The sequence below is a fragment of the Kurthia sp. ISK08 genome, assembly GCF_046159805.1.
Lineage (GTDB): Bacteria > Bacillota > Bacilli > Bacillales_A > Planococcaceae > Kurthia > Kurthia gibsonii.
The window spans coordinates 349,636-369,287 of the sequence record NZ_JBJXHL010000001.1 but is presented as its reverse complement, the minus strand read 5'-3'; the positions used below and the strand labels follow the sequence as shown (position 1 = coordinate 369,287).

Here is a 19,652-nt window from a genome sequence, read left to right as displayed (position 1 = left end):
ATATAGTTAAATCTAGTGTACCACGTATTGCAAACAAATGTTTTTTTAAGAATTTAAAAAATTAATTTTCAAAAAAGATTGACGATTCTTGACATATACTGTTTAATTATCTTGTTTTGAAAATTTTGAATAGAAAAGGAATGTGATTGATGAAAAGGTTTTTTGGAGTTTTAGCGCTGGGAATGCTTGTTACGTCGTCGTTGGTAGCATGTACAGCAGCCGATAAAAAAGACGAGACTGAACACGACAAGAAAAAAAGTACAGAGGTTGTAACAGAACAACAATTCATGAGTAAAGTGGATGAAAATTACGCCTATGACTTTGCGAAAGGTCTCGAACAATTTAAAACGAATGAAAAGTTAGGTTACAGAACTGCAGGCTCAGAAGCAGAGTTACAAACAGGTGAGCATATTGAGAAAGAGATGAAATCACTTGGTTTACAAGAAGTAACAAAAGACGAGATTACTGTAGATTCTTGGACATTTGAAAAAGCAGATTTATCTTTTAAAACAACATCTGGAAAAGAACAGTTAGCTGTTTTAGGTGGCTATCAAACAAACTTTAATACAAATGGTAAAAAGTCGTATGAAGTCGTGTATGCAAATCGCGGAACAGCAGATGATTTAGAGAAGTTGGATGTAAAAGGTAAACTGGTGTTAATAGATATTAATCAACGTGAAGAATGGTGGATTAACTACCCAACATATCAAGCGCATTTAAAAGGTGCAGCGGCGGTTATTGCTGTACAAAATGGTGGATATGGTGAAGTAGATGAATCAGCACTGAATGCACAAGATATTTGTGGTCCAGAAGATGCGCCAGCATTTTCAATGTCACAAAAAGATGCAAAAGAATTAAAAAAAGCATTGAAGAAGAACAACAATAAACTAACTGTTGATTTTGATGCGAAATCAACAGTGAAAATGAATCAAAAAACATATAACTACTACGGGAAAATCGAAGGAAAGCATAAAGATGAATACATCCTATTATCAGGACACTATGATTCATACTTTGATGGTTTCCAAGATGATAACTCGGCAATTGGTTTAATGTTAGGAATTGCGAAAGCGATGAAAGACAGTGGATATCAACCAGATAAGACGATCATCTTCAATGCATTAGCAGCAGAAGAATGGGGCGTATCGAATTCACGTTATGACTGGTCTACAGGTGCATACAATCAAATTTTCAAAGTGCATCCAGAATGGGCAAAACAAACATTTGCGAACATTAACTTTGAATTACCTGCATTTGAACATATGGATACGAATGAAATTCGCTCGGTATATGAATTTAAAGATTTCTTAACAGATTTCATTCCAACAGTTCCAGCAATTGATGGAATTTATAAAGATGGTATTCGCATCGTAACACCATTACAAACTTGGTCAGATGACTTCTCATTCTCGATTGCCGGTATTCCAGCAATCCGTAATGACTTCCAAGATAGTCAGTTCATGCATACGCATTATCATTCACAATATGATAATAATGACACGTACAATAAAAAAGTAATGAAATATCATATGAATATGTACGGTACATTAGCGATGGCGTATGACAAACAAGCTGTGACTCCGCTTCACTTTACAACACGTCTAGATGAAATGGAAAAAAGCGTGAAAGAAAAAATCTATACGATGAGCGATGTCGACGCTAAAACATTATTAAATGAATTAGCAGAAACGAAAAAAGTGGCGAAAGAACTGAATGCCAAAGTAGATGAAGTGAATGCTTCATATGAAAAAGCTCATGCAGCAGGTGACACGAAAGAAGCCGATCGTATTTATAAAGAGAATGAACAATTAAATGACGCATTGCTTGCAGCATTTAAATCAGCACAAGATGATTTTGTACGTCTTACTTGGGAAGATGAAGTGATTTTCCCACATGAACATGCACAAAATAATATCGAAGCACTTCAACAAGCTAAACAAGCATTAGAAAAAGGGAAGGCTTCAAAAGCATTAGATGAATCATTGTATAAAGTAGATAATAACTGGTATGCATATGATTATGATCGTGAAGTATATGACTATTTTACAAACTATGTAACAGACCAACCAGCAGACCGTTTAAAATGGGGTGCAGGACGCGTGATGGGACATGAAGATTTATATGATGTCATTGCATCATTACAAGCTAAAAAAGATGGTGCCAACTTCACAAAAGAGATTAAAGCAATTGATGCGGCAATTCAAACGCAACAACAATTGTTAAAGAAAACAAATGAACAAGAAGTAAAAGCAGTACAAGCACTGCGTAAACAATTAGAAGCGATGTAATATCCACCCTGAATTTCTGTCATGTTAAATAACGGAAATTCAGGGTTTCTTTTTTTAGATGCTGCGTTGTTTAAGAATTTTACGTTCCTTCATAAAACTACAAGCAAAATAAAACAGACCTATGCTATAATTAATCTATTATGCAAAGAAGGGTGTGACTGACCTTGGTGCGAAGTATGACTGGATTTGGCAGGGGTGTCACAACGACGGAACATTTTAGATTAACCGTCGAAATTCGCTCGGTGAATCATCGTTTTTTAGAAGTATCGACGAAGTTCCCGAAAGAATGGATGGAAGCAGAAATTCATACAAAAAAGCTCCTATCAACTTTACTATCACGAGGTAAGCTAGATGTTTTAGTGAATTTGAAAAAAGAAGAGCAGCAAGCACCGAAAATTAATGTCAACATTCCCGTTCTTCTAGCTTATAAAGAAGCGAGAGAACAGGTAAGTCAAGTATTGCCTGTGGAAGAGGAATGGTCGATGCAAGAAATTTTAGGGTTGCAAGATGCTTTTTTAGTAGAATCAGATGAAATACCCCATGAAACACTTTTACAAGCAGTAAGTGAAGCGGTAACTGAAGCTGCAACAGCGCTTATTCAAATGAGAGAGCGAGAGGGTCAGGAATTATATGAAGCATTACAAGGCTTCAAACAAGAACTGATGCAAGAGATTGAACAGATTCGCAGCGTATCTTCTCAAGCAGTTGAAAAATATCGCGAAAAACTCCTGCAAAGACTACAAGATATCACTTCCTCCGAAGAAGTGGAGAGCCGTATTTTAACGGAAGTTGCAGTGTTTGCAGAAAGAGTCGATATTGCGGAAGAACTCGATCGATTGTCGAGCCATTTTGAACAACTCGATGAAACACTACGAGACAATCAACCAATTGGGCGTAAATTAGAGTTTCTCTTACAAGAAATACATCGTGAAATTAATACGATTGGTTCTAAAAATCAATCGTCTGTCGCATCAATTGCAGTAGTTCAAGCAAAATCGGTACTTGAAAAAATGAGAGAACAGGTTCAAAATATTGAATAATTGTTTTTTTAGTAGTATCATTAATTATTTGTAACGATGAAGGAGACAAAATGAGAAAAGAACGTGGATTATTGATTGTTTTATCAGGTCCTTCGGGTGTCGGAAAAGGCACTGTACGAAAGGAACTATTTTCGCAGCCAGATACGAATTATGAGTATTCAATTTCGATGACAACACGTAAACCGCGCGAAGGCGAAGTGGACGGTGTTGATTACTTCTTTAAAGAAAAAGAAGATTTCGAAGCATTAATTGAGCAAGGTAAGTTACTTGAGTATGCTCAATATGTAGGGAATTATTATGGAACACCGATTGACTATGTCAACCAAACACTTGATGCAGGACGCGATGTATTTTTAGAAATTGAAGTACAGGGTGCTACACAAATTCGTGAAAAAGTTCCAGATGGTCTATTTATTTTCTTAGCGCCTCCAAGTTTATCTGAACTGCAAAACCGTTTAGTCGGTCGTGGAACAGAGACGGAGGAAGTTATTGCAAACCGTATTGAAGCGGCAAATAAAGAGCTTGAAATGATGAACTTATACGATTATGTCGTTGAAAACGATGAAGTTACATTAGCGTGTGACCGTATTAATTCAATTGTCGTTGCGGAGCATTGTCGCCGCGAACGCGTAGAAAAACAATATTTAGCAATGTTGAAGGGAGAATAATCTACATGTTATATCCATCAGTAGATGTATTAAAAACAAAAATCGATTCAAAATATTCTTTAGTAAGTTTAGCTGCAAAGCGTGCACGCGCAATGCAAGAAGGTAAAGAAGAGCGTCTATCTTCTTATAAATCAGTGAAAAACGTAGGGAAAGCTCTTGAAGAAGTAGCTGCTGGCGTTTTAACGAAAGAAAAACAAGACGAGTCAGCTATTTACGAAGACGAAGTATAATTTTCTTCCCAAAGCTTCCAGAGAGATTTATTCTTTGGGAGCTTCTTTTTTAGGATAGATTGTGCATAGAGGAGAGATAAGCATATGTTAACAAATAAAAAGATTTTGCTCTGTGTAACAGGTGGTATTGCTGTTTATAAGGCAGTCGCACTTGTTAGTAAACTGACGCAAGCTGGAGCAGAAGTGAAAGTCATCATGTCAGAATCCGCAATGGAATTTGTACAACCACTTAGTTTTCAAGTCATGAGTAAAAATGATGTTTTTTATGATACATTTGACGAAAAAGACTCATCTGTCATTGCACATATTGATTTAGCAGATTGGCCTGATCTCGTATTAGTTGCACCAGCGACAGCGAATATGATTGGCAAGTTAGCAAATGGTATTGCGGACCAAATGATTACGACGACATTACTAGCAACAACTGCACCTGTATGGATTGCACCAGCGATGAATGTTCACATGTATGACCATCCAGCTGTACTACGTAATATCGACCGTTTAGCACAAGATGGCTATTCATTTATTGAGCCATCTGAGGGGTATCTTGCATGTGGTTATGTTGGAAAAGGGCGCTTAGAAGAACCTGAAAAAATTACAGCACTTGTGTCAAAGTTTTTTGAACCAAAAGAACAGCCTTTAAAAGGAAAAAAAGTTGTCGTAACAGCAGGACCAACACGTGAACGAATTGACCCTGTACGTTATTTAACGAATTTTTCATCTGGTAAGATGGGCTATGCGATGGCGACAGCAGCGCGTGATTTAGGAGCTGATGTAACACTTGTTTCAGGGCCTGTAGATTTACCTGAACCAACAGGAATGACCGTTGTTCAAGCGGAGAGTGCAGAAGATATGCTACAAGCGGTATTATCTGTCTATGAACAAAGTGATTTAGCGATTAAAACAGCCGCAGTGGCAGACTATCGTCCGAAAAATGCAATGAATCAAAAAATGAAGAAGCAAGAAGGCGACTCGGTTATTGAACTTGAGCGAACAACCGATATTTTAAAAACATTAGGCGAGAAAAAGACGCATCAATTATTGATTGGTTTTGCGGCTGAAACGAATGATGTCCTTCATTATGCACAAGGTAAACTACAAAAGAAAAATGCAGACTATATCGTAGCGAATGATGTATCACAAACTGACCGCGGTTTTGGAACAGATGAAAATACGGTGACACTCGTTGGACATGGTGATTATGTGAAAAGCTTCCCGTCTCTTCAAAAAGAAGCATTAGCAAAACAACTCCTCTTGCATATTTTAGAACGAGAAGGCCAGATGAAATGATTGCACAAGTCATTGTCGATGTTGCGGCGTATCCAGTCGACCGACCATTTGATTATGAAGTGCCCAAACAGATGGAATCATTAATTGAGCCAGGTAGTCGTGTGAAAGTACCTTTTGGGCATCGCGATGTACTTGGCTTTGTCATTTCTGTAACAGAGGAGACAGATATTGCATCGAATAAGATGAAGTCGATTTCCACATTACTTGATTTAGAACCTGTTTTAACAGAGGAAATGTTAGAGATGGCGAAGTGGATGACAAAGCAGACACTTTGCTATGAAATTGACGCACTACAAGCAATGCTACCATCTGCACTGAGAGCAAAATATGAAAAACAAGTGGAATGTTTAGTAGAAGTATCCATGTTACCACCGTCTTTACAAGCTCATTTTACGAAGAAGATGCGTGTTCCGTATAAGTTATTTGAAACAGAAGCACTCTTACTTGAATTGAAAAAAGCAGTGAAGTCTAAACAAGTACAAATTGTGACGGTTGTGAAGCAACAAGGGCGTATTAAATCAATTCGTAAGTTTGAAGTACATGCAGACCTTACTTTTTTACAGCAAAAACATGAGGAACTTTCTAATCGCGCACGCAAGCAAAAGCAAGCGATTGAATGGTGTATGGAACATGTGGGTGAGCGTTTTTTACCACAATACCTAGCAGATGAAATTTTTATATCCGCTTCTGTTCAAAAAGCACTTGTGGAATTAGGTGTTGGGAATTTTGTTGAAGAAGAGCTATACCGAGACCCTTTTACGCAGGAGATTACGCCTTCTTATGCTTTGCAACTTACGGATGAGCAACAAGTGGCGCTCGATGCGATTACAGAGAAAATGAATGAACAGCAACCAGAGACCTTCTTACTACATGGCATTACAGGTAGTGGGAAGACAGAAGTCTACTTGCGTGCGATTCAACATGCACTCGATCAAGGAAAAGAAGCGGTTGTACTCGTACCTGAAATTTCACTTACACCGATGATGACAGAACGATTTCGCGCGCGTTTTGGTGAACTTGTGGCAGTCATGCACAGTGGTTTATCACAAGGCGAAAAATACGATGAATGGCGAAAAATGCAACGTGGTGAAGTGAAAGTAGTAGTAGGAGCTCGTTCGGCAATTTTTGCACCGTTTACGAATATCGGTTTACTCATACTCGATGAAGAACATGAAACAACATATAAACAAGAAGATACGCCGAGATATCATGCACGCGATGTAGCCATTTGGCGTGGTATGCACTATCAATGTCCTGTTATTTTAGGAAGTGCAACACCTGCATTAGAGAGTTTTGCACGCGCGCAAAAAGGTGTGTATCATCTATTAACATTGAAACAACGTGCAAAAACACAAGCATTACCGACTGTCCAAGTCGTAGATATGCGTGAAGAATTGCATACAGGGAATCGCTCGATGTTCTCAAGAGCATTAGCAGATGCTATAAGAGAACGGTTAGAGAAAAAAGAACAAATTGTTTTGTTCTTAAATCGACGCGGATTTTCTTCATTCGTCTTATGTCGTGATTGTGGTACAGTTGTTCAATGTGACAACTGCGATATCTCCATGACATATCACCGAAGTAGTGAAAAGTTAAAATGTCATTATTGTGGTGATGAAAAGCCTGTTCCGACCGAATGTCCAGAATGTCAAAGTGAACATATTCGCTTCTTTGGAACGGGTACACAGAAAATTGAGAGTGAGATTTATAAAGTGTTCCCAGAAGCACGCGTTATTCGAATGGATGTGGATACGACACGTCAAAAAGGTGCGCATGAACGTTTGCTGAATGATTTTGGTGAAGGGAAGGCAGATATCTTACTCGGGACACAGATGATTGCAAAAGGTTTGGATTTTCCGCGTATTACATTAGTCGGTGTTATGAGTGCAGATACATCACTTCGTTTACCAGATTTCAGAGCAGCAGAAAAAACGTATCAATTACTCACACAAGTAAGTGGACGTGCAGGTCGACATGAATTACAAGGTGAGGTGATCATTCAGTCGTATGAACCAGAACACTACGCGATTGAACTAGCAAAAGAGCAAATTTTTGAACCTTTTTATGAACAAGAGATGCGCATTCGACGTCGTTTTTCATATCCACCGTATTATTATGTCGTCTTAATTCAGGTGAGCCATGAAGATGTTATGCTTGCAGCAGAGTATGCGTCTTTAGTACATGAATATATTGGGCAGCATCTATCGAACCAAGTACAAATTATTGGTCCAACTGCTGCTTCCATTAGCAGAATACAAAATAGATATCGTTATCAATGTTTGATAAAATATAAAAGAGAACCACAACTACATGATGTATTAAAACAATTAATTAAGATATACCGTACAGATTGGATGAAGAAAGGTGTTCTAATGACCGTCGATTTAGACCCGACATCCATCTAGCAGTAGAAAAGAGGAAACAATGGCTATTTTACCAATTATTAAAAATCCAGCAGATGTTTTAACAACACCTGCAAAAGAAGTAACACAATTTGATGAAAAATTAGCGACGCTTTTAGATAATATGTATGAGACAATGGTTGATTCAGATGGTGTAGGAATTGCCGCGCCACAAGTGAATGAAGGCATTAAAGCAGCTGTACTTGAAATTGGGGAAGAACGTGAGATTTTAGAAATCGTCAACCCTGAAATTGTCGAGTACTCAGTTGATACAAATGTTGATGTAGAAGGATGCCTAAGCTTCCCAGGATTATTTGGCGAAGTAGAACGCTCTAATGGAATTCGTGTAGAAGCGCAAGATCGCAATGGTAATCTATTTGAAATCGAAGCATATGACTATGATGCACGTGTTTTACAACATGAGATTGACCATTTAAACGGTGTACTATTCGATTCGAAAATTACACGTATCTTAACGGAAGAAGAACTTGAAGCACTTTATGCAGAGGAGGAAGAATAAATATGACATCGATTGTATTTATGGGAACACCTCAATTTTCTGTGCCAATTTTACAGATGCTCCATGCAGAAGATTATGACATTAAAGCAGTTGTCACACAACCAGATCGTCCTGTTGGTCGTAAACGGGTGTTAACACCACCGCCTGTAAAAGCAGCGGCAGTTGAGCTTGATTTACCGGTTATTCAACCAGAAAAATTACGTGGTTCAGAAGAATTACAACAGATTATTGACTTAGGTGCAGACTTAGTTGTAACAGCTGCATTCGGCCAAATTTTACCGAAAGCATTACTTGATGCACCGAAGCTTGGTTGTATTAATGTCCATGCCTCATTATTACCGAAATATCGTGGTGGCGCACCTATTCACCAAGCTGTATTGGATGGTGAACAAGAAACAGGCGTAACGATTATGTATATGGCTGAAAAGTTAGATGCAGGTGATATCATTTCACAAAAAGCAATTCCAATTCACGATACGCATACAACGGAGCAATTGTTCGATGAATTAAGTATCGTTGGGCGCGATTTATTAAAGGAAACATTACCAACGATTATCGCAGGTACGAATGAACGTATTGTGCAAGATGAGTCACAAGTGACGTTTGCTTCAAATATCTCACGTGAACAAGAGCGCATCGACTGGACAAAATCAGCGCGTACAATTTTCAACCAAGTACGTGGATTAAACTCATGGCCGGTTGCTTATACAACATTAAACGGTGAGAATGTGAAAATTTGGGCAACAAAGCCTTCAGAGCAAACAACGGATGAAAAACCAGGTACGGTCATTTCAAAATCGAAAAAATTCTTTACGGTGGCAACAGGTGAAGGACAAGCGATTGATATTTTAGAATTACAACCAGCAGGAAAAAAAGCGATGCCAGCAGTCAATTATTTAAATGGTGTAGGGTCGAAATTGGAGATTGGGGATCACTTTGAATGAGTAAAGCAAAAACAGAAAAAAAGCGTGCACGTCAAGCAGCCAACGGAAATAAAGGCGCACAAGCAAAAAAAGGTAAACCAGCTATTTGGGATGGCAATGTACGTGATGCAGCGTTAACAATCTTACTCGCTGTTGATCAAAATCAAGCCTATAGTAACCTTTTGTTACACCAAACAATTGAAAAATATAAAATTGATGCAAAAGATCGCGGTCTTTTAACCGAGCTAACTTACGGTACATTACAATATAAAATGACACTTGATTACTATCTTGAACCGTATGTTCGTGGTAAACTAGATGACTGGGTTCGTTGGTTATTACGTCTTTCTTTATACCAAATTGTGTATTTAGACAAAATTCCAGACCATGCGGCTGTAAATGAAGCGGTTGAGATTGCTAAACATCGTGCGAGACATCGCGGTGTCAGTGCAACAGTGAATGGTATTTTACGCTCTATTTTACGTGAAGGTGTACAAGATACGACAAAAATTGAAGATGTGGCAACACGTATTTCAATCGAAACAAGCCACCCAGAATGGTTAGTTCGTCGTTATATCGATGCATTCGGTGTAGAAAAGACCGAAGACTTATTAATCGAGAATAACTTCCCGCCATTACAAACTGTACGTGTCAATGCAACGAAAGCAGACACGACAAAAGGTCTTGAAACATTATGGGAAGAAAAATATGCAGTACGCCGTAGTCAAACTATTCCAGAATGTTTACACATTGTAGAGGGACAACCGGCAAAATCACAAGCATTCAAAGATGGTGTCATTACGATTCAAGATGAGAGTTCGATGATTCCAGCATATGCACTAGATGTCGAACCAGGCATGCGTGTATATGATATGTGTTCAGCTCCTGGTGGGAAAACAACGCATATTGCAGAGAAGATGAATAACGAAGGTGAACTCATTGCGACGGATTTACATCAGCATAAGATGAAGTTAATTCAGCAAAATGCAGATCGTCTTGGTTTATCAATCATTCAAACACAAGTAATGGATGGACGAAAAGCGACCGAAGCTTTTGAAAAAGAGTCGTTTGATCGTATTTTAGTCGATGCGCCATGTAGTGGTTTAGGCGTTATTCGTCGCAAACCAGATATTAAATATACAAAAAGTGAAGCAGATTTTGCTTCATTACATGCGATTCAACTTGATTTATTAGAATCAGCATATGAACTATTAAAAGTGGGCGGTAAGATGGTCTATAGTACATGTACAATAGACAAACTAGAGAACAATGGAACGGTAGAAGCTTTCTTAGAGAAGCATCCAGACCTTGTACTTGCGCCGGTAGTAAATGCACCAAAAGCCTTAACGGAATTACGTGAAACAGGCATGATGCAAGTATTCCCACAAGATTTTAATAGCGATGGATTTTTTGTAGCAGCCTTTGAGAAAAAAGCATAAATGAAGTGCTGAACAGGTTATAATACCTCTAAGCCAAAACGTTAGGAGATTCCAACAGTGGAACAAGAAAATTTAAAACCAGTAACAGAAACAAAACGTGTAAAAAAAGAAAAACCAGTCTTACGTGAATCGATCTATTCTCTTTTACCAGAGCAATTAGAAGATTGGTTAAAAGCCAATGGTGAAAAAGCATTCCGCGCGAAACAAATCTATGATTGGCTATATGTAAAGCGTGTCGGTACGTTTGAAGAGATGTCGAATTTATCAAAAGGTCTACGTGATAAATTAGCTGCAAACTTTGAATTAAGTACATTAACAACATTAGTAAAACAAGAATCAACAGACGGTACGATTAAATTCCTATTCCAATTACAAGATGGTTATTCAATCGAAACGGTATTAATGCGCCATAATTACGGAAATTCAATCTGTGTAACTACACAAGTAGGTTGCCGTATCGGTTGTACATTCTGTGCCTCAACACTAGGTGGGCTAAAACGTCATCTATTAGCAGGCGAGATTATCGAACAAGTTGTTAAAGTACAACGTCAATTAGACGAAGTAGATGAACGCGTATCAAGTATTGTTATTATGGGGATTGGTGAACCATTTGATAACTACGACAATATGATGCAGTTCTTACGTGTTATTAACCATAAACAATCATTAAATATTGGTGCACGTCACATCACTGTATCAACTTCAGGAATCGTACCAAAAATTTATGAATTTGCAGATGAAGAATTACAAATTAATTTTGCAGTTTCATTGCACGCACCAAACCAAGAAGCACGTCAAAAATTAATGCCAATCGCAAAAGCTTATAAATTAGATGAACTGATTAAAGCTGTAAAATATTACACGCAAAAAACAGGTCGTCGTGTAAGTTTTGAGTATGGTTTAATGTCTGAACAAAACGACTCAGTTGAAATTGCGAACGAATTAGCTGACTTAATCCAAGATGTAAAATGTCATGTGAATTTAATTCCGATTAACTATGTACCAGAACGTGATTATATCCGTACATCACGTAACCGTATTTTTGCTTTTGAAAAAGCCTTAAAAGATCGTGGAATTAATGTAACAATTCGTCGTGAACAAGGTTCAGACATTGCCGCTGCTTGTGGTCAATTACGTGCACAAGAACGTACAGAAGAAACTGCACACTAAATGAGGTGAAAGTTGTGAGGTATACCGTTGAAAGTGATATCGGGCAAAGAAGGTCAGTCAATGAAGATCGCGCAACTGTCATTTCCCGCAGCAATAATCAAATCCACCTAGCCATCGTAGCAGATGGCATGGGTGGACATAATGCTGGGGATGTTGCCAGTACATTAACTGTAGAAGGTTTTAAAGAAAGATTTGAACAAGTCAATGACGACGAATTTTCAACCGCAGCAAATCGTAAAGATTGGCTCTTTGAAACAGTTGTTGATTTGAACCGTCACGTATATCAATATGCGATGACACACGAAAATTGTACAGGTATGGGAACGACGCTAATTGCTGCTGTAATTGTAGGAAATGAAGCGTCTATTTGTCATGTTGGCGATAGTCGTGCCTATCATATTGATGACGAAACGATTGAAATGATTACACGAGATCACTCGTATGTGAATGTTTTAGTCGATAGTGGTGAAATTAGTGAAGAAGAAGCTGAAACGCATCCGAAAAAGAACTATATTATTAAATCATTAGGCACAGAAGATGTAATTGAACCTGATTTTTATGAATATACATTTAAGCCGAACGAATATTTACTCATTTGTTCAGATGGCTTAACGAATAAAGTAAATCAGCAAGCATTACATAAAGTCATTACCTCTTGGCAATCAATCGACGAAAAAGGAAAAGAATTAGTGCAGCTGGCAAACGATCATGGTGGTGAAGATAATATTACTGTTATCCTTGCACAGCCTCTAGGAGATGGAGGTGCCGAAGTTGCTGATAGGTAAGAGAATTAATGGTCGCTATAAACTTTTAGAAGTAATTGGTGGCGGCGGTATGTCGAATGTGTATTTAGCACACGATATGATTTTAAATCGAGATGTAGCAATTAAGATTCTACATAATAACTTTAGTAATGAAGAAGAAGCACATCGACGTTTTCAACGTGAAGCATTATCTGCTACAAGCTTAAATCATCCAAATATTGTTAGTATTTATGATGTAGGAGAAGAAGAGGGGCTTCAATATATTGTGATGGAGTATGTTAAAGGAATGACATTGAAGCAATACATCACGCAATATGCACCGTTAGAGCCAGCACGCAGCGTTGAAATTATGAAGCAATTGACGTCAGCAATTGCGATGGCGCATCAAAATCAAATCATTCATCGCGATATTAAACCGCAAAATATTTTAATGGATGAAGAAGGTAATGTGAAGATTACGGACTTTGGTATTGCGATGGCATTGACTGCTACATCCTTTACAAAGACAAATTCAGTTTTAGGAACTGTACATTACTTATCACCCGAACAAGCGCGTGGTGGTATTGCGACAAAGAAGTCTGATATTTATTCACTCGGTATTGTATTGTATGAATTATTAACAGGTGAATTACCGTTCTCTGGTGAGTCAGCTGTATCAATTGCACTCAAACATCTACAGTCTGAAACACCGTCTGTACGAGCGATTGTACCGACGATTCCACAGAGTTTAGAGAATGTCGTTTTAAAAGCAACAGCTAAAGATGCACAACATCGATATTTTACTGTGGAAAAGATGCACGAAGATTTAGAAACAGTTTTATCGCCTGAGCGTATACACGAACCAAAATTCATGATTCCAGAAGATCATGATGCAACACGAGCGATGCCTGCGATTAAAGAACGTCCTATTCCACAAGATGAAGATTTAGAAAAAACAATCGCTGTATCACCTGAACCGACAAAAGAAGTAACACCGAAAAAGAAGAAAAAGAAAAAAGGTTTGTATGTTACATTAACTATTTTGGCTCTTATTATTGCAATTGGACTCGTTTTATTCATGAATCCGAGTATTATAACAGGTAAAAATGTTGAAGTACCTGATGTTCAAAATGCAACATTAGACGAAGCGATTGATTCACTACAAACTGCTGGTTTTACAATTGGCACACAAACAGCGCAAACCTCTGATACTGTCAAAGAGGGGGACATTGTCGGAACAGATCCAGAAGCAGGTTCAAAGCTTAAAAAGGGCACAGAGGTTAATTTAATCGTAAGTTCGGGCAAAGAAAAAGTAGCGATGCAAGATTATACAGGTAAAAATGTAGATCAAGTGAAAACATTACTAGAGAAAAAAGGCTTTAAACAAGTAACGGTTAAAAAAGCATATTCAACAGAGGAGTATGATGACGTTATTAAACATACACCTGCAGCAGGTAAAAAAATTGTGCCAAGTGCAACAAATGTTGTTTTAACAATTAGTCAAGGTGAAAAACAAAATGTCGTATCGAATCTCATTGGATTTGATGAAGCGGCACTTAAAACCTATGCAGATTCATCAGGCTTTAATATTAAAATCACTGGTGAAGATTATTCAGAAAATCTAGAAGCTGGAAAAGTGATGTCGCAAAATATTGAAGCGGGTACGACGTTAAAAGTAGGTTCAACAATCAATGTAGTACTTTCGAAAGGTCAAAAAGAAAAACCAGTAAAACTTTACATGAAGAAACTTGATCTTGATTTTGACCCTGAAGAAGATGAGAACGGACAGGAAGCGAGTTATCAAGTCGTTCAAATCTATTTACAAGATCGTACACATAACGGAGATAAGGTAGCGCAAGAATTCCGTATTAAAGATGATATGGAAAAACGCATTACACTTGAAATTGAAGAAGGTAAAAATGCATCGTATAAAGTATTAATTGACGGTGAAGTTGAATATGAAGAAACAATTGAATATGATGATGTATAACAAATAGGGAGGTGCTGTATGGCAACAGGCCAAATTCGAAAAGCACTTAGTGGTTTTTATTATGTGTATGATGATGGACAAGTCATTCAAACAAGAGGACGTGGTGTATTTCGTAAGCGTGGAATTACTCCTCTTGTTGGAGACTTCGTCACATACGAAGTAGAAGGTAACAATGACGGGACAATTATGGAAATTGAAGAACGGAAAAATGAACTTGTACGACCGCCCATTTCAAATGTCGATCAAGCAATTCTAGTTTTTTCTGTTAAAGAACCTAATTTTAATACAATTTTATTAGATCGTTTTTTAGTTGTACTTGAGTCTTTCCACGTGCAACCCGTTATTCTTTTAACAAAGATGGATTTATTAGAAGAAGATGAAGTAGCTGCAATTCAAAGTTATCAAAAACAATATGAGACCATTGGTTATGATGTGATGACGACATTTAAAGATGATTCTTCATTATTGGATAAGATTACGCCTTTACTAGCAAATCGTACAACGGTTTTAGCAGGTCAATCGGGGGTAGGAAAATCTACGTTATTAAATACACTTATGCCAGAGCTGGATTTAAAGACAGGGATTATCTCAGAACACTTAGGACGTGGTAAGCATACAACGCGTCATGTTGAGTTAATTGAAGTAGCTGGTGGGTTAGTAGCAGATACACCTGGATTTAGTTCATTCGATTTTGATACAATTGAGAAGGAAGAGTTAACAGGATGCTTCCCTGAGATTCAACGTACATCAGAAGCATGTAAATTTAGAGGTTGTTTACACGTAAAAGAACCAAAATGTGCTGTAAAAGACGCAGTAGAATCTGGAGAAATTGAAGCAAGCCGTTATGAGCATTACCTTCAATTTTTACAAGAAATTATCGATAGAAAGCCGAGGTATTAAGGATGATTAAAATCGCCCCATCACTTTTAGCAGCAGACTTTGCGAAGTTAGGTGAAGAAGTAAGAGAAGTAGAAGCAGCAGGAGCAACATTATTACACATTGATGTAATGGACGGACATTTCGTACCGAATATTTCATTTGGTTCGCTTGTTATGGATGCAATCAAACCTTATACAAACTTACCATTAGATGTACATTTAATGATTGAGAACCCAGACCAATATATTGAGCAGTTCGCAAAAGCAGGAGCAGAATATATTACAGTACACGTAGAAGCTTGTCGTCATTTACACCGTACGATTCAATTAATTCGTTCATACGGCGTAAAGCCAGGCGTTGTTTTAAACCCACATACACCAATTGAGACAATTAAACATGTGTTAGAAGATATTGACCTTGTTTTATTGATGACTGTAAACCCAGGTTTTGGTGGTCAAAAGTTCATCGATTCAGTTGTTCCGAAAATTGCTGAATTATCATATATGATTAAACAACGTAATTTAGATGTAGAAATTGAAATTGATGGTGGAATCACTGCAGAAACAATTGTACCATGTGCAGAAGCGGGAGCAACAATCTTTGTAGCAGGTTCGGCTATTTTCGGTAAAGAAGACCGTCAAACAGCGTTACAATCAATTTTAAAAGCAGGAGAAGACGCAATCAAATGACCATTGCCTATGTTGTAGCAGGTGGTCCAACAGAGGAAATCGTTTTAGACGATTTCCTTTTTGCGCATGAAGATATATTATACATCGGTGCAGACCATGGGGCCATCACTTTATTAGAAGCAGGAATTACGCCATACGCAGCGGTAGGGGATTTTGATTCGATGACGAAAGAAGAGTGGCTTACTGTAAAAGAGAGTGTTCAGGAGATAGAGGGTTTTCAAGCTGAAAAGAATGAAACAGATACTGAACTAGCCATCTTAAAAGCGTTAGAATTTTCACCAACATGTATTTACGTAACAGGCGTGACAGGTGGACGTTTAGATCATTATGAATCGAATCTACACACAGTATATCGTATGCAAAAACAATTTCCGCAAACGCCGATTTATATTATGAATAAAACGAATCGTTTACAGTTTTTATTTGCAGGTACACATCAAATTACAAAAGATGCATCATATGATTATTTATCTTTCTATCCATTTGGAGAAGCAGTTGAAAAAATGACTTTACGTGGTGTAAAGTATGAAACGACAGATTTAGATATCCCGATTGGTTCAAGTCGTTTTACAAGTAACGAAATTTTAGCAGACTTTGCGACAGCAACGTTCACAAAAGGGACTTGTTTGATGATTCAAAGTAAAGATGCTTAAAAAGACCACAAAAAAGGAAGTCGCTCAGCAGAGTGACTTCCTTTTTTAAATAGAATTAAACGCGTTCTACTTTACCAGATTTTAAAGCACGAGCAGAAACCCATACTTTTTTCGGTTTACCATCAACTAAGATACGAACTTTTTGTAGGTTAGCACCCCAAGTACGTTTGCTAGAGTTCATAGCGTGAGAACGGTTGTTACCAGTACGCGCTTTACGTCCAGTAATTACACATTGTTTTGGCATATTATTTCCCTCCTATTATAAGAAGTTGAAAGTTCATGTTTCACTTCGATATTTCACATACTTTAATAATTTAACATACACGATATTACATTGCAACTGATTTTCGCAGCCTTTCAAGAAAAAAACCTTTACACCTAAAAAAAATTCAAAACTTCTTCCCTTTTCCAAGCAATATCCATTTTCTGTAGCATAAATTGTGACGAACGTCTTGTTTTTTTAGAAATTACTTTACGTTCTGTATGAATAAGCTTAATATATAGTATTTAGTGATGTATAATAGTCACTGTATGTCTAGAAGTTGTTGAATGATTGAAAAAAAGGGTACAATGACATTAGTTAATTTTTAATTCAGGGGGCAAAATCATGTCAGTAGAATTACAAAATGAATTCGGTAACATCGAGATTTCAAATGACGTTGTGGCACAAATTGCAGGCGGCGCAGCAATCGAGTGTTATGGAATTGTAGGAATGGCTAGTAAACATCAAATACGCGATGGCTTAACAGATATCTTGCGTAAAGAGAATTTTGCTAGAGGTGTAGTTGTGCGTCAATCAGGAGAAGAACTACACGTAGATATGTATGTCATTGTTAGTTATGGAACAAAAATCTCTGAGGTCGCATATCAAGTGCAATCAAAAGTAAAATATACGCTCGATCAAACAATTGGTATGTCAGTAAGCTCAGTTAATATTTATGTGCAAGGTGTTCGTGTAGCGAACGTGTAAGAGGAGGAACTTATTCAAATGAAGTCATTAGACGGAATAAAATTTGCGGAAATGGTACAAATGGGTGCGCATCACTTATCTCAAAATGCAGACTATGTAGATGCACTAAACGTATTCCCAGTACCAGATGGTGATACAGGTACAAATATGAACCTATCGATGACATCTGGTGCAAAAGAAACAGCCGCAAAAGTAAATGCAAGTATTGGAAAAACTGCACAAGCATTATCAAAAGGCTTATTAATGGGCGCTCGTGGTAACTCTGGTGTTATTTTATCTCAGCTTTTCCGTGGATTCGGTAAAGCAGTAGAACAAGAGGATGTTTTAGATGCAAAGCAATTTGCACAAGCATTCCAACATGGTGTAGATACAGCATATAAAGCTGTTATGAAGCCTGTAGAAGGTACAATTTTAACGGTAGCACGCTTAGCAGCAGAGCAAGCAGTCAAATCTGCTGAACAAACAGATGATTTAATTCAGTTAATGGAAGAAATCGTTGTAGCTGCACAAGATGCTTTAAATCAAACACCAGAATTACTACCTGTTTTAAAAGAAGTAGGCGTAGTTGATAGTGGCGGTCAAGGTCTTCTATTCGTTTATGAAGGTTTTTTAGCAAGCTTAAAAGGTGAAGCGCTACCAGCTAAAACAGAAATGAAGTCAATGGACGACCTAATTAATGCAGAACACCATACAGTACAAGATTTCATGGATACATCTGAAATCGTTTATGGCTATTGCACTGAATTCATGGTTCGTTTTGAAGATGATAAAAAACCATTTGATGAAGCAAAATTCCGAGAAGATATGAGTCACTTCGGAGACTCTTTACTTGTGATTGCAGATGATGAAGTTGTGAAAATTCACATTCACTCTGAAACACCTGGTGAAGTCATTTCATATGGTCACCAATACGGTAGCCTTGTAAAAATTAAAGTAGATAACATGCGTTTACAACATACAGCGATTGTAGGCGAAGAACATAAAGCCGTTAAAAAAGTGCCTTATGCTGTTGTAACAGTAGCGATGGGTAAGGGAATTAAAGCTTTATTCGAAAGCATGGGTGCTTCTTATGTAATTGAAGGCGGACAAACGATGAATCCTTCAACAGAAGATATTGTAAAAGCAGTTCAAGAGATTGGTGCTGAAAAAGTATTAATCTTACCGAACAATAAAAATATTGTCATGGCAGCAGAACAAGCGGCAGAGCTATTAGAGATTGAAGCTGCTGTTGTGCCAACAAAAACAATTCCACAAGGATTAACAGCGTTACTATCATTTAATCCAGAAGCTTCTGTTGCAGATAACCAACAAACAATGTCTCAAGCAATGAAAGAAGTAAAAACAGGTCAAATCACATTTGCTGTACGTGATACATCAATTGACGGTGTGGAAATTCATAAAGATGACTTTATGGCTATGGAAGAAGGTAAGATTGTCAAAGCAACACCTTCTTTACAAGAGGCAGCACAACATATCATTGATACAATGGTAGATGAAGATGCTGAAATCGTTACAGTTATTCATGGTGAAGATGTAGATGAAGAACAACTAGAAGCAGTTGTTTCATACATTGAAGAAAATTATGAAGATGTTGAAGTGGAAGTACATGATGGAAAACAACCACTTTATCCATTTATTTTCTCAGTAGAATAAAATGAACGAAATCAGAGGGGGAATCGTGCAATTGTGCGATTCCTCCTTTGTATTCTTCATTCTTCGCAAAAATAAGTGATATTTAAAAATTAAAAAACATAACTG

18 protein-coding genes are annotated in these 19,652 nt (G+C 37.5%); 17 read left to right on the top strand and 1 reads right to left on the bottom strand.

Annotated features, from left to right (window positions below; genetic code table 11):
• Positions 1–149 precede the first annotated feature (149 nt).
• The 15 genes from ACKVQX_RS01755 to ACKVQX_RS01685 all read left to right on the top strand — a co-directional run bounded on the left by ACKVQX_RS01755 (position 150) and on the right by ACKVQX_RS01685 (position 16,924).
• Positions 150–2,288, top strand: coding sequence for a M28 family peptidase (locus ACKVQX_RS01755; RefSeq protein ID WP_068455020.1), 2,139 nt, complete (start codon positions 150–152; stop codon positions 2,286–2,288).
• Between the two features lie 176 nt (positions 2,289–2,464).
• The gene (locus ACKVQX_RS01750; RefSeq protein WP_325942923.1) at positions 2,465–3,328 is read left to right on the top strand and encodes a YicC/YloC family endoribonuclease; all 864 of its coding nucleotides are present in this window, start codon (positions 2,465–2,467) and stop codon (positions 3,326–3,328) included.
• 50 nt (positions 3,329–3,378) lie between these two features.
• Entirely contained in the window at positions 3,379–3,996 is a 618-nt protein-coding gene (gene gmk, locus ACKVQX_RS01745) for a guanylate kinase (RefSeq protein ID WP_068455018.1), read from the top strand.
• A gap of 5 nt (positions 3,997–4,001) precedes the next feature.
• The gene (gene rpoZ / locus ACKVQX_RS01740) at positions 4,002–4,226 is read left to right on the top strand and encodes a DNA-directed RNA polymerase subunit omega (RefSeq protein ID WP_068455013.1); all 225 of its coding nucleotides are present in this window, start codon (positions 4,002–4,004) and stop codon (positions 4,224–4,226) included.
• A gap of 84 nt (positions 4,227–4,310) precedes the next feature.
• Positions 4,311–5,516, top strand: coding sequence for a bifunctional phosphopantothenoylcysteine decarboxylase/phosphopantothenate--cysteine ligase CoaBC (coaBC, locus tag ACKVQX_RS01735; protein WP_409135970.1), 1,206 nt, complete (start codon positions 4,311–4,313; stop codon positions 5,514–5,516).
• Positions 5,513–7,921, top strand: a complete 2,409-nt coding sequence (gene priA, locus ACKVQX_RS01730) for a primosomal protein N' (protein ID WP_409135969.1) — start codon at positions 5,513–5,515, stop codon at positions 7,919–7,921. Before coaBC ends, priA begins: the two co-directional genes overlap by 4 nt.
• Before the next feature lie 19 nt (positions 7,922–7,940).
• Entirely contained in the window at positions 7,941–8,438 is a 498-nt protein-coding gene (def, locus tag ACKVQX_RS01725) for a peptide deformylase (protein ID WP_068455006.1), read from the top strand.
• A 2-nt stretch (positions 8,439–8,440) separates the two neighbouring features.
• On the top strand, positions 8,441–9,382 hold the full coding sequence (gene fmt, locus ACKVQX_RS01720; RefSeq protein ID WP_409135968.1) for a methionyl-tRNA formyltransferase: 942 nt from the start codon (positions 8,441–8,443) through the stop codon (positions 9,380–9,382).
• Positions 9,379–10,800 carry a 16S rRNA (cytosine(967)-C(5))-methyltransferase RsmB gene (gene rsmB, locus ACKVQX_RS01715; protein ID WP_409135967.1) on the top strand — a complete coding sequence of 474 codons (1,422 nt, stop codon included), beginning with the start codon at positions 9,379–9,381 and terminating at the stop codon, positions 10,798–10,800. The genes fmt and rsmB overlap by 4 nt, the downstream gene beginning before the upstream one ends.
• A 57-nt stretch (positions 10,801–10,857) precedes the next feature.
• The gene (gene rlmN / locus ACKVQX_RS01710) at positions 10,858–11,970 is read left to right on the top strand and encodes a 23S rRNA (adenine(2503)-C(2))-methyltransferase RlmN (RefSeq protein WP_068455000.1); all 1,113 of its coding nucleotides are present in this window, start codon (positions 10,858–10,860) and stop codon (positions 11,968–11,970) included.
• A 14-nt stretch (positions 11,971–11,984) separates the two neighbouring features.
• Positions 11,985–12,755, top strand: a complete 771-nt coding sequence (locus tag ACKVQX_RS01705) for a Stp1/IreP family PP2C-type Ser/Thr phosphatase (protein WP_068454997.1) — start codon at positions 11,985–11,987, stop codon at positions 12,753–12,755.
• Positions 12,733–14,703: a Stk1 family PASTA domain-containing Ser/Thr kinase gene (pknB, locus tag ACKVQX_RS01700; protein WP_409135966.1), complete on the top strand. Its 1,971-nt coding sequence runs from the start codon at positions 12,733–12,735 to the stop codon at positions 14,701–14,703. The genes ACKVQX_RS01705 and pknB overlap by 23 nt, the downstream gene beginning before the upstream one ends.
• A gap of 18 nt (positions 14,704–14,721) precedes the next feature.
• Entirely contained in the window at positions 14,722–15,603 is an 882-nt protein-coding gene (rsgA, locus tag ACKVQX_RS01695; RefSeq protein WP_336663118.1) for a ribosome small subunit-dependent GTPase A, read from the top strand.
• A gap of 2 nt (positions 15,604–15,605) precedes the next feature.
• The gene (gene rpe / locus ACKVQX_RS01690) at positions 15,606–16,271 is read left to right on the top strand and encodes a ribulose-phosphate 3-epimerase (protein WP_068454988.1); all 666 of its coding nucleotides are present in this window, start codon (positions 15,606–15,608) and stop codon (positions 16,269–16,271) included.
• Complete coding sequence (locus tag ACKVQX_RS01685) at positions 16,268–16,924, top strand: thiamine diphosphokinase (protein ID WP_068454986.1); 657 nt, start codon at positions 16,268–16,270, stop codon at positions 16,922–16,924. The genes rpe and ACKVQX_RS01685 overlap by 4 nt, the downstream gene beginning before the upstream one ends.
• A gap of 55 nt (positions 16,925–16,979) precedes the next feature.
• Here ACKVQX_RS01685 and rpmB read toward each other — a convergent pair whose 3' ends face one another.
• The gene (rpmB, locus tag ACKVQX_RS01680) at positions 16,980–17,168 is read right to left on the bottom strand and encodes a 50S ribosomal protein L28 (RefSeq protein ID WP_068454984.1); all 189 of its coding nucleotides are present in this window, start codon (positions 17,166–17,168) and stop codon (positions 16,980–16,982) included.
• Between the two features lie 363 nt (positions 17,169–17,531).
• Between rpmB and ACKVQX_RS01675 the strand changes: the two genes are divergently transcribed.
• Positions 17,532–17,894 carry an Asp23/Gls24 family envelope stress response protein gene (locus tag ACKVQX_RS01675; protein WP_068454983.1) on the top strand — a complete coding sequence of 121 codons (363 nt, stop codon included), beginning with the start codon at positions 17,532–17,534 and terminating at the stop codon, positions 17,892–17,894.
• A gap of 18 nt (positions 17,895–17,912) precedes the next feature.
• Positions 17,913–19,547 (top strand): DAK2 domain-containing protein, encoded by a 1,635-nt coding sequence (locus tag ACKVQX_RS01670; RefSeq protein ID WP_409135965.1) that lies wholly within the window; start codon positions 17,913–17,915, stop codon positions 19,545–19,547.
• Positions 19,548–19,652 lie beyond the last annotated feature (105 nt).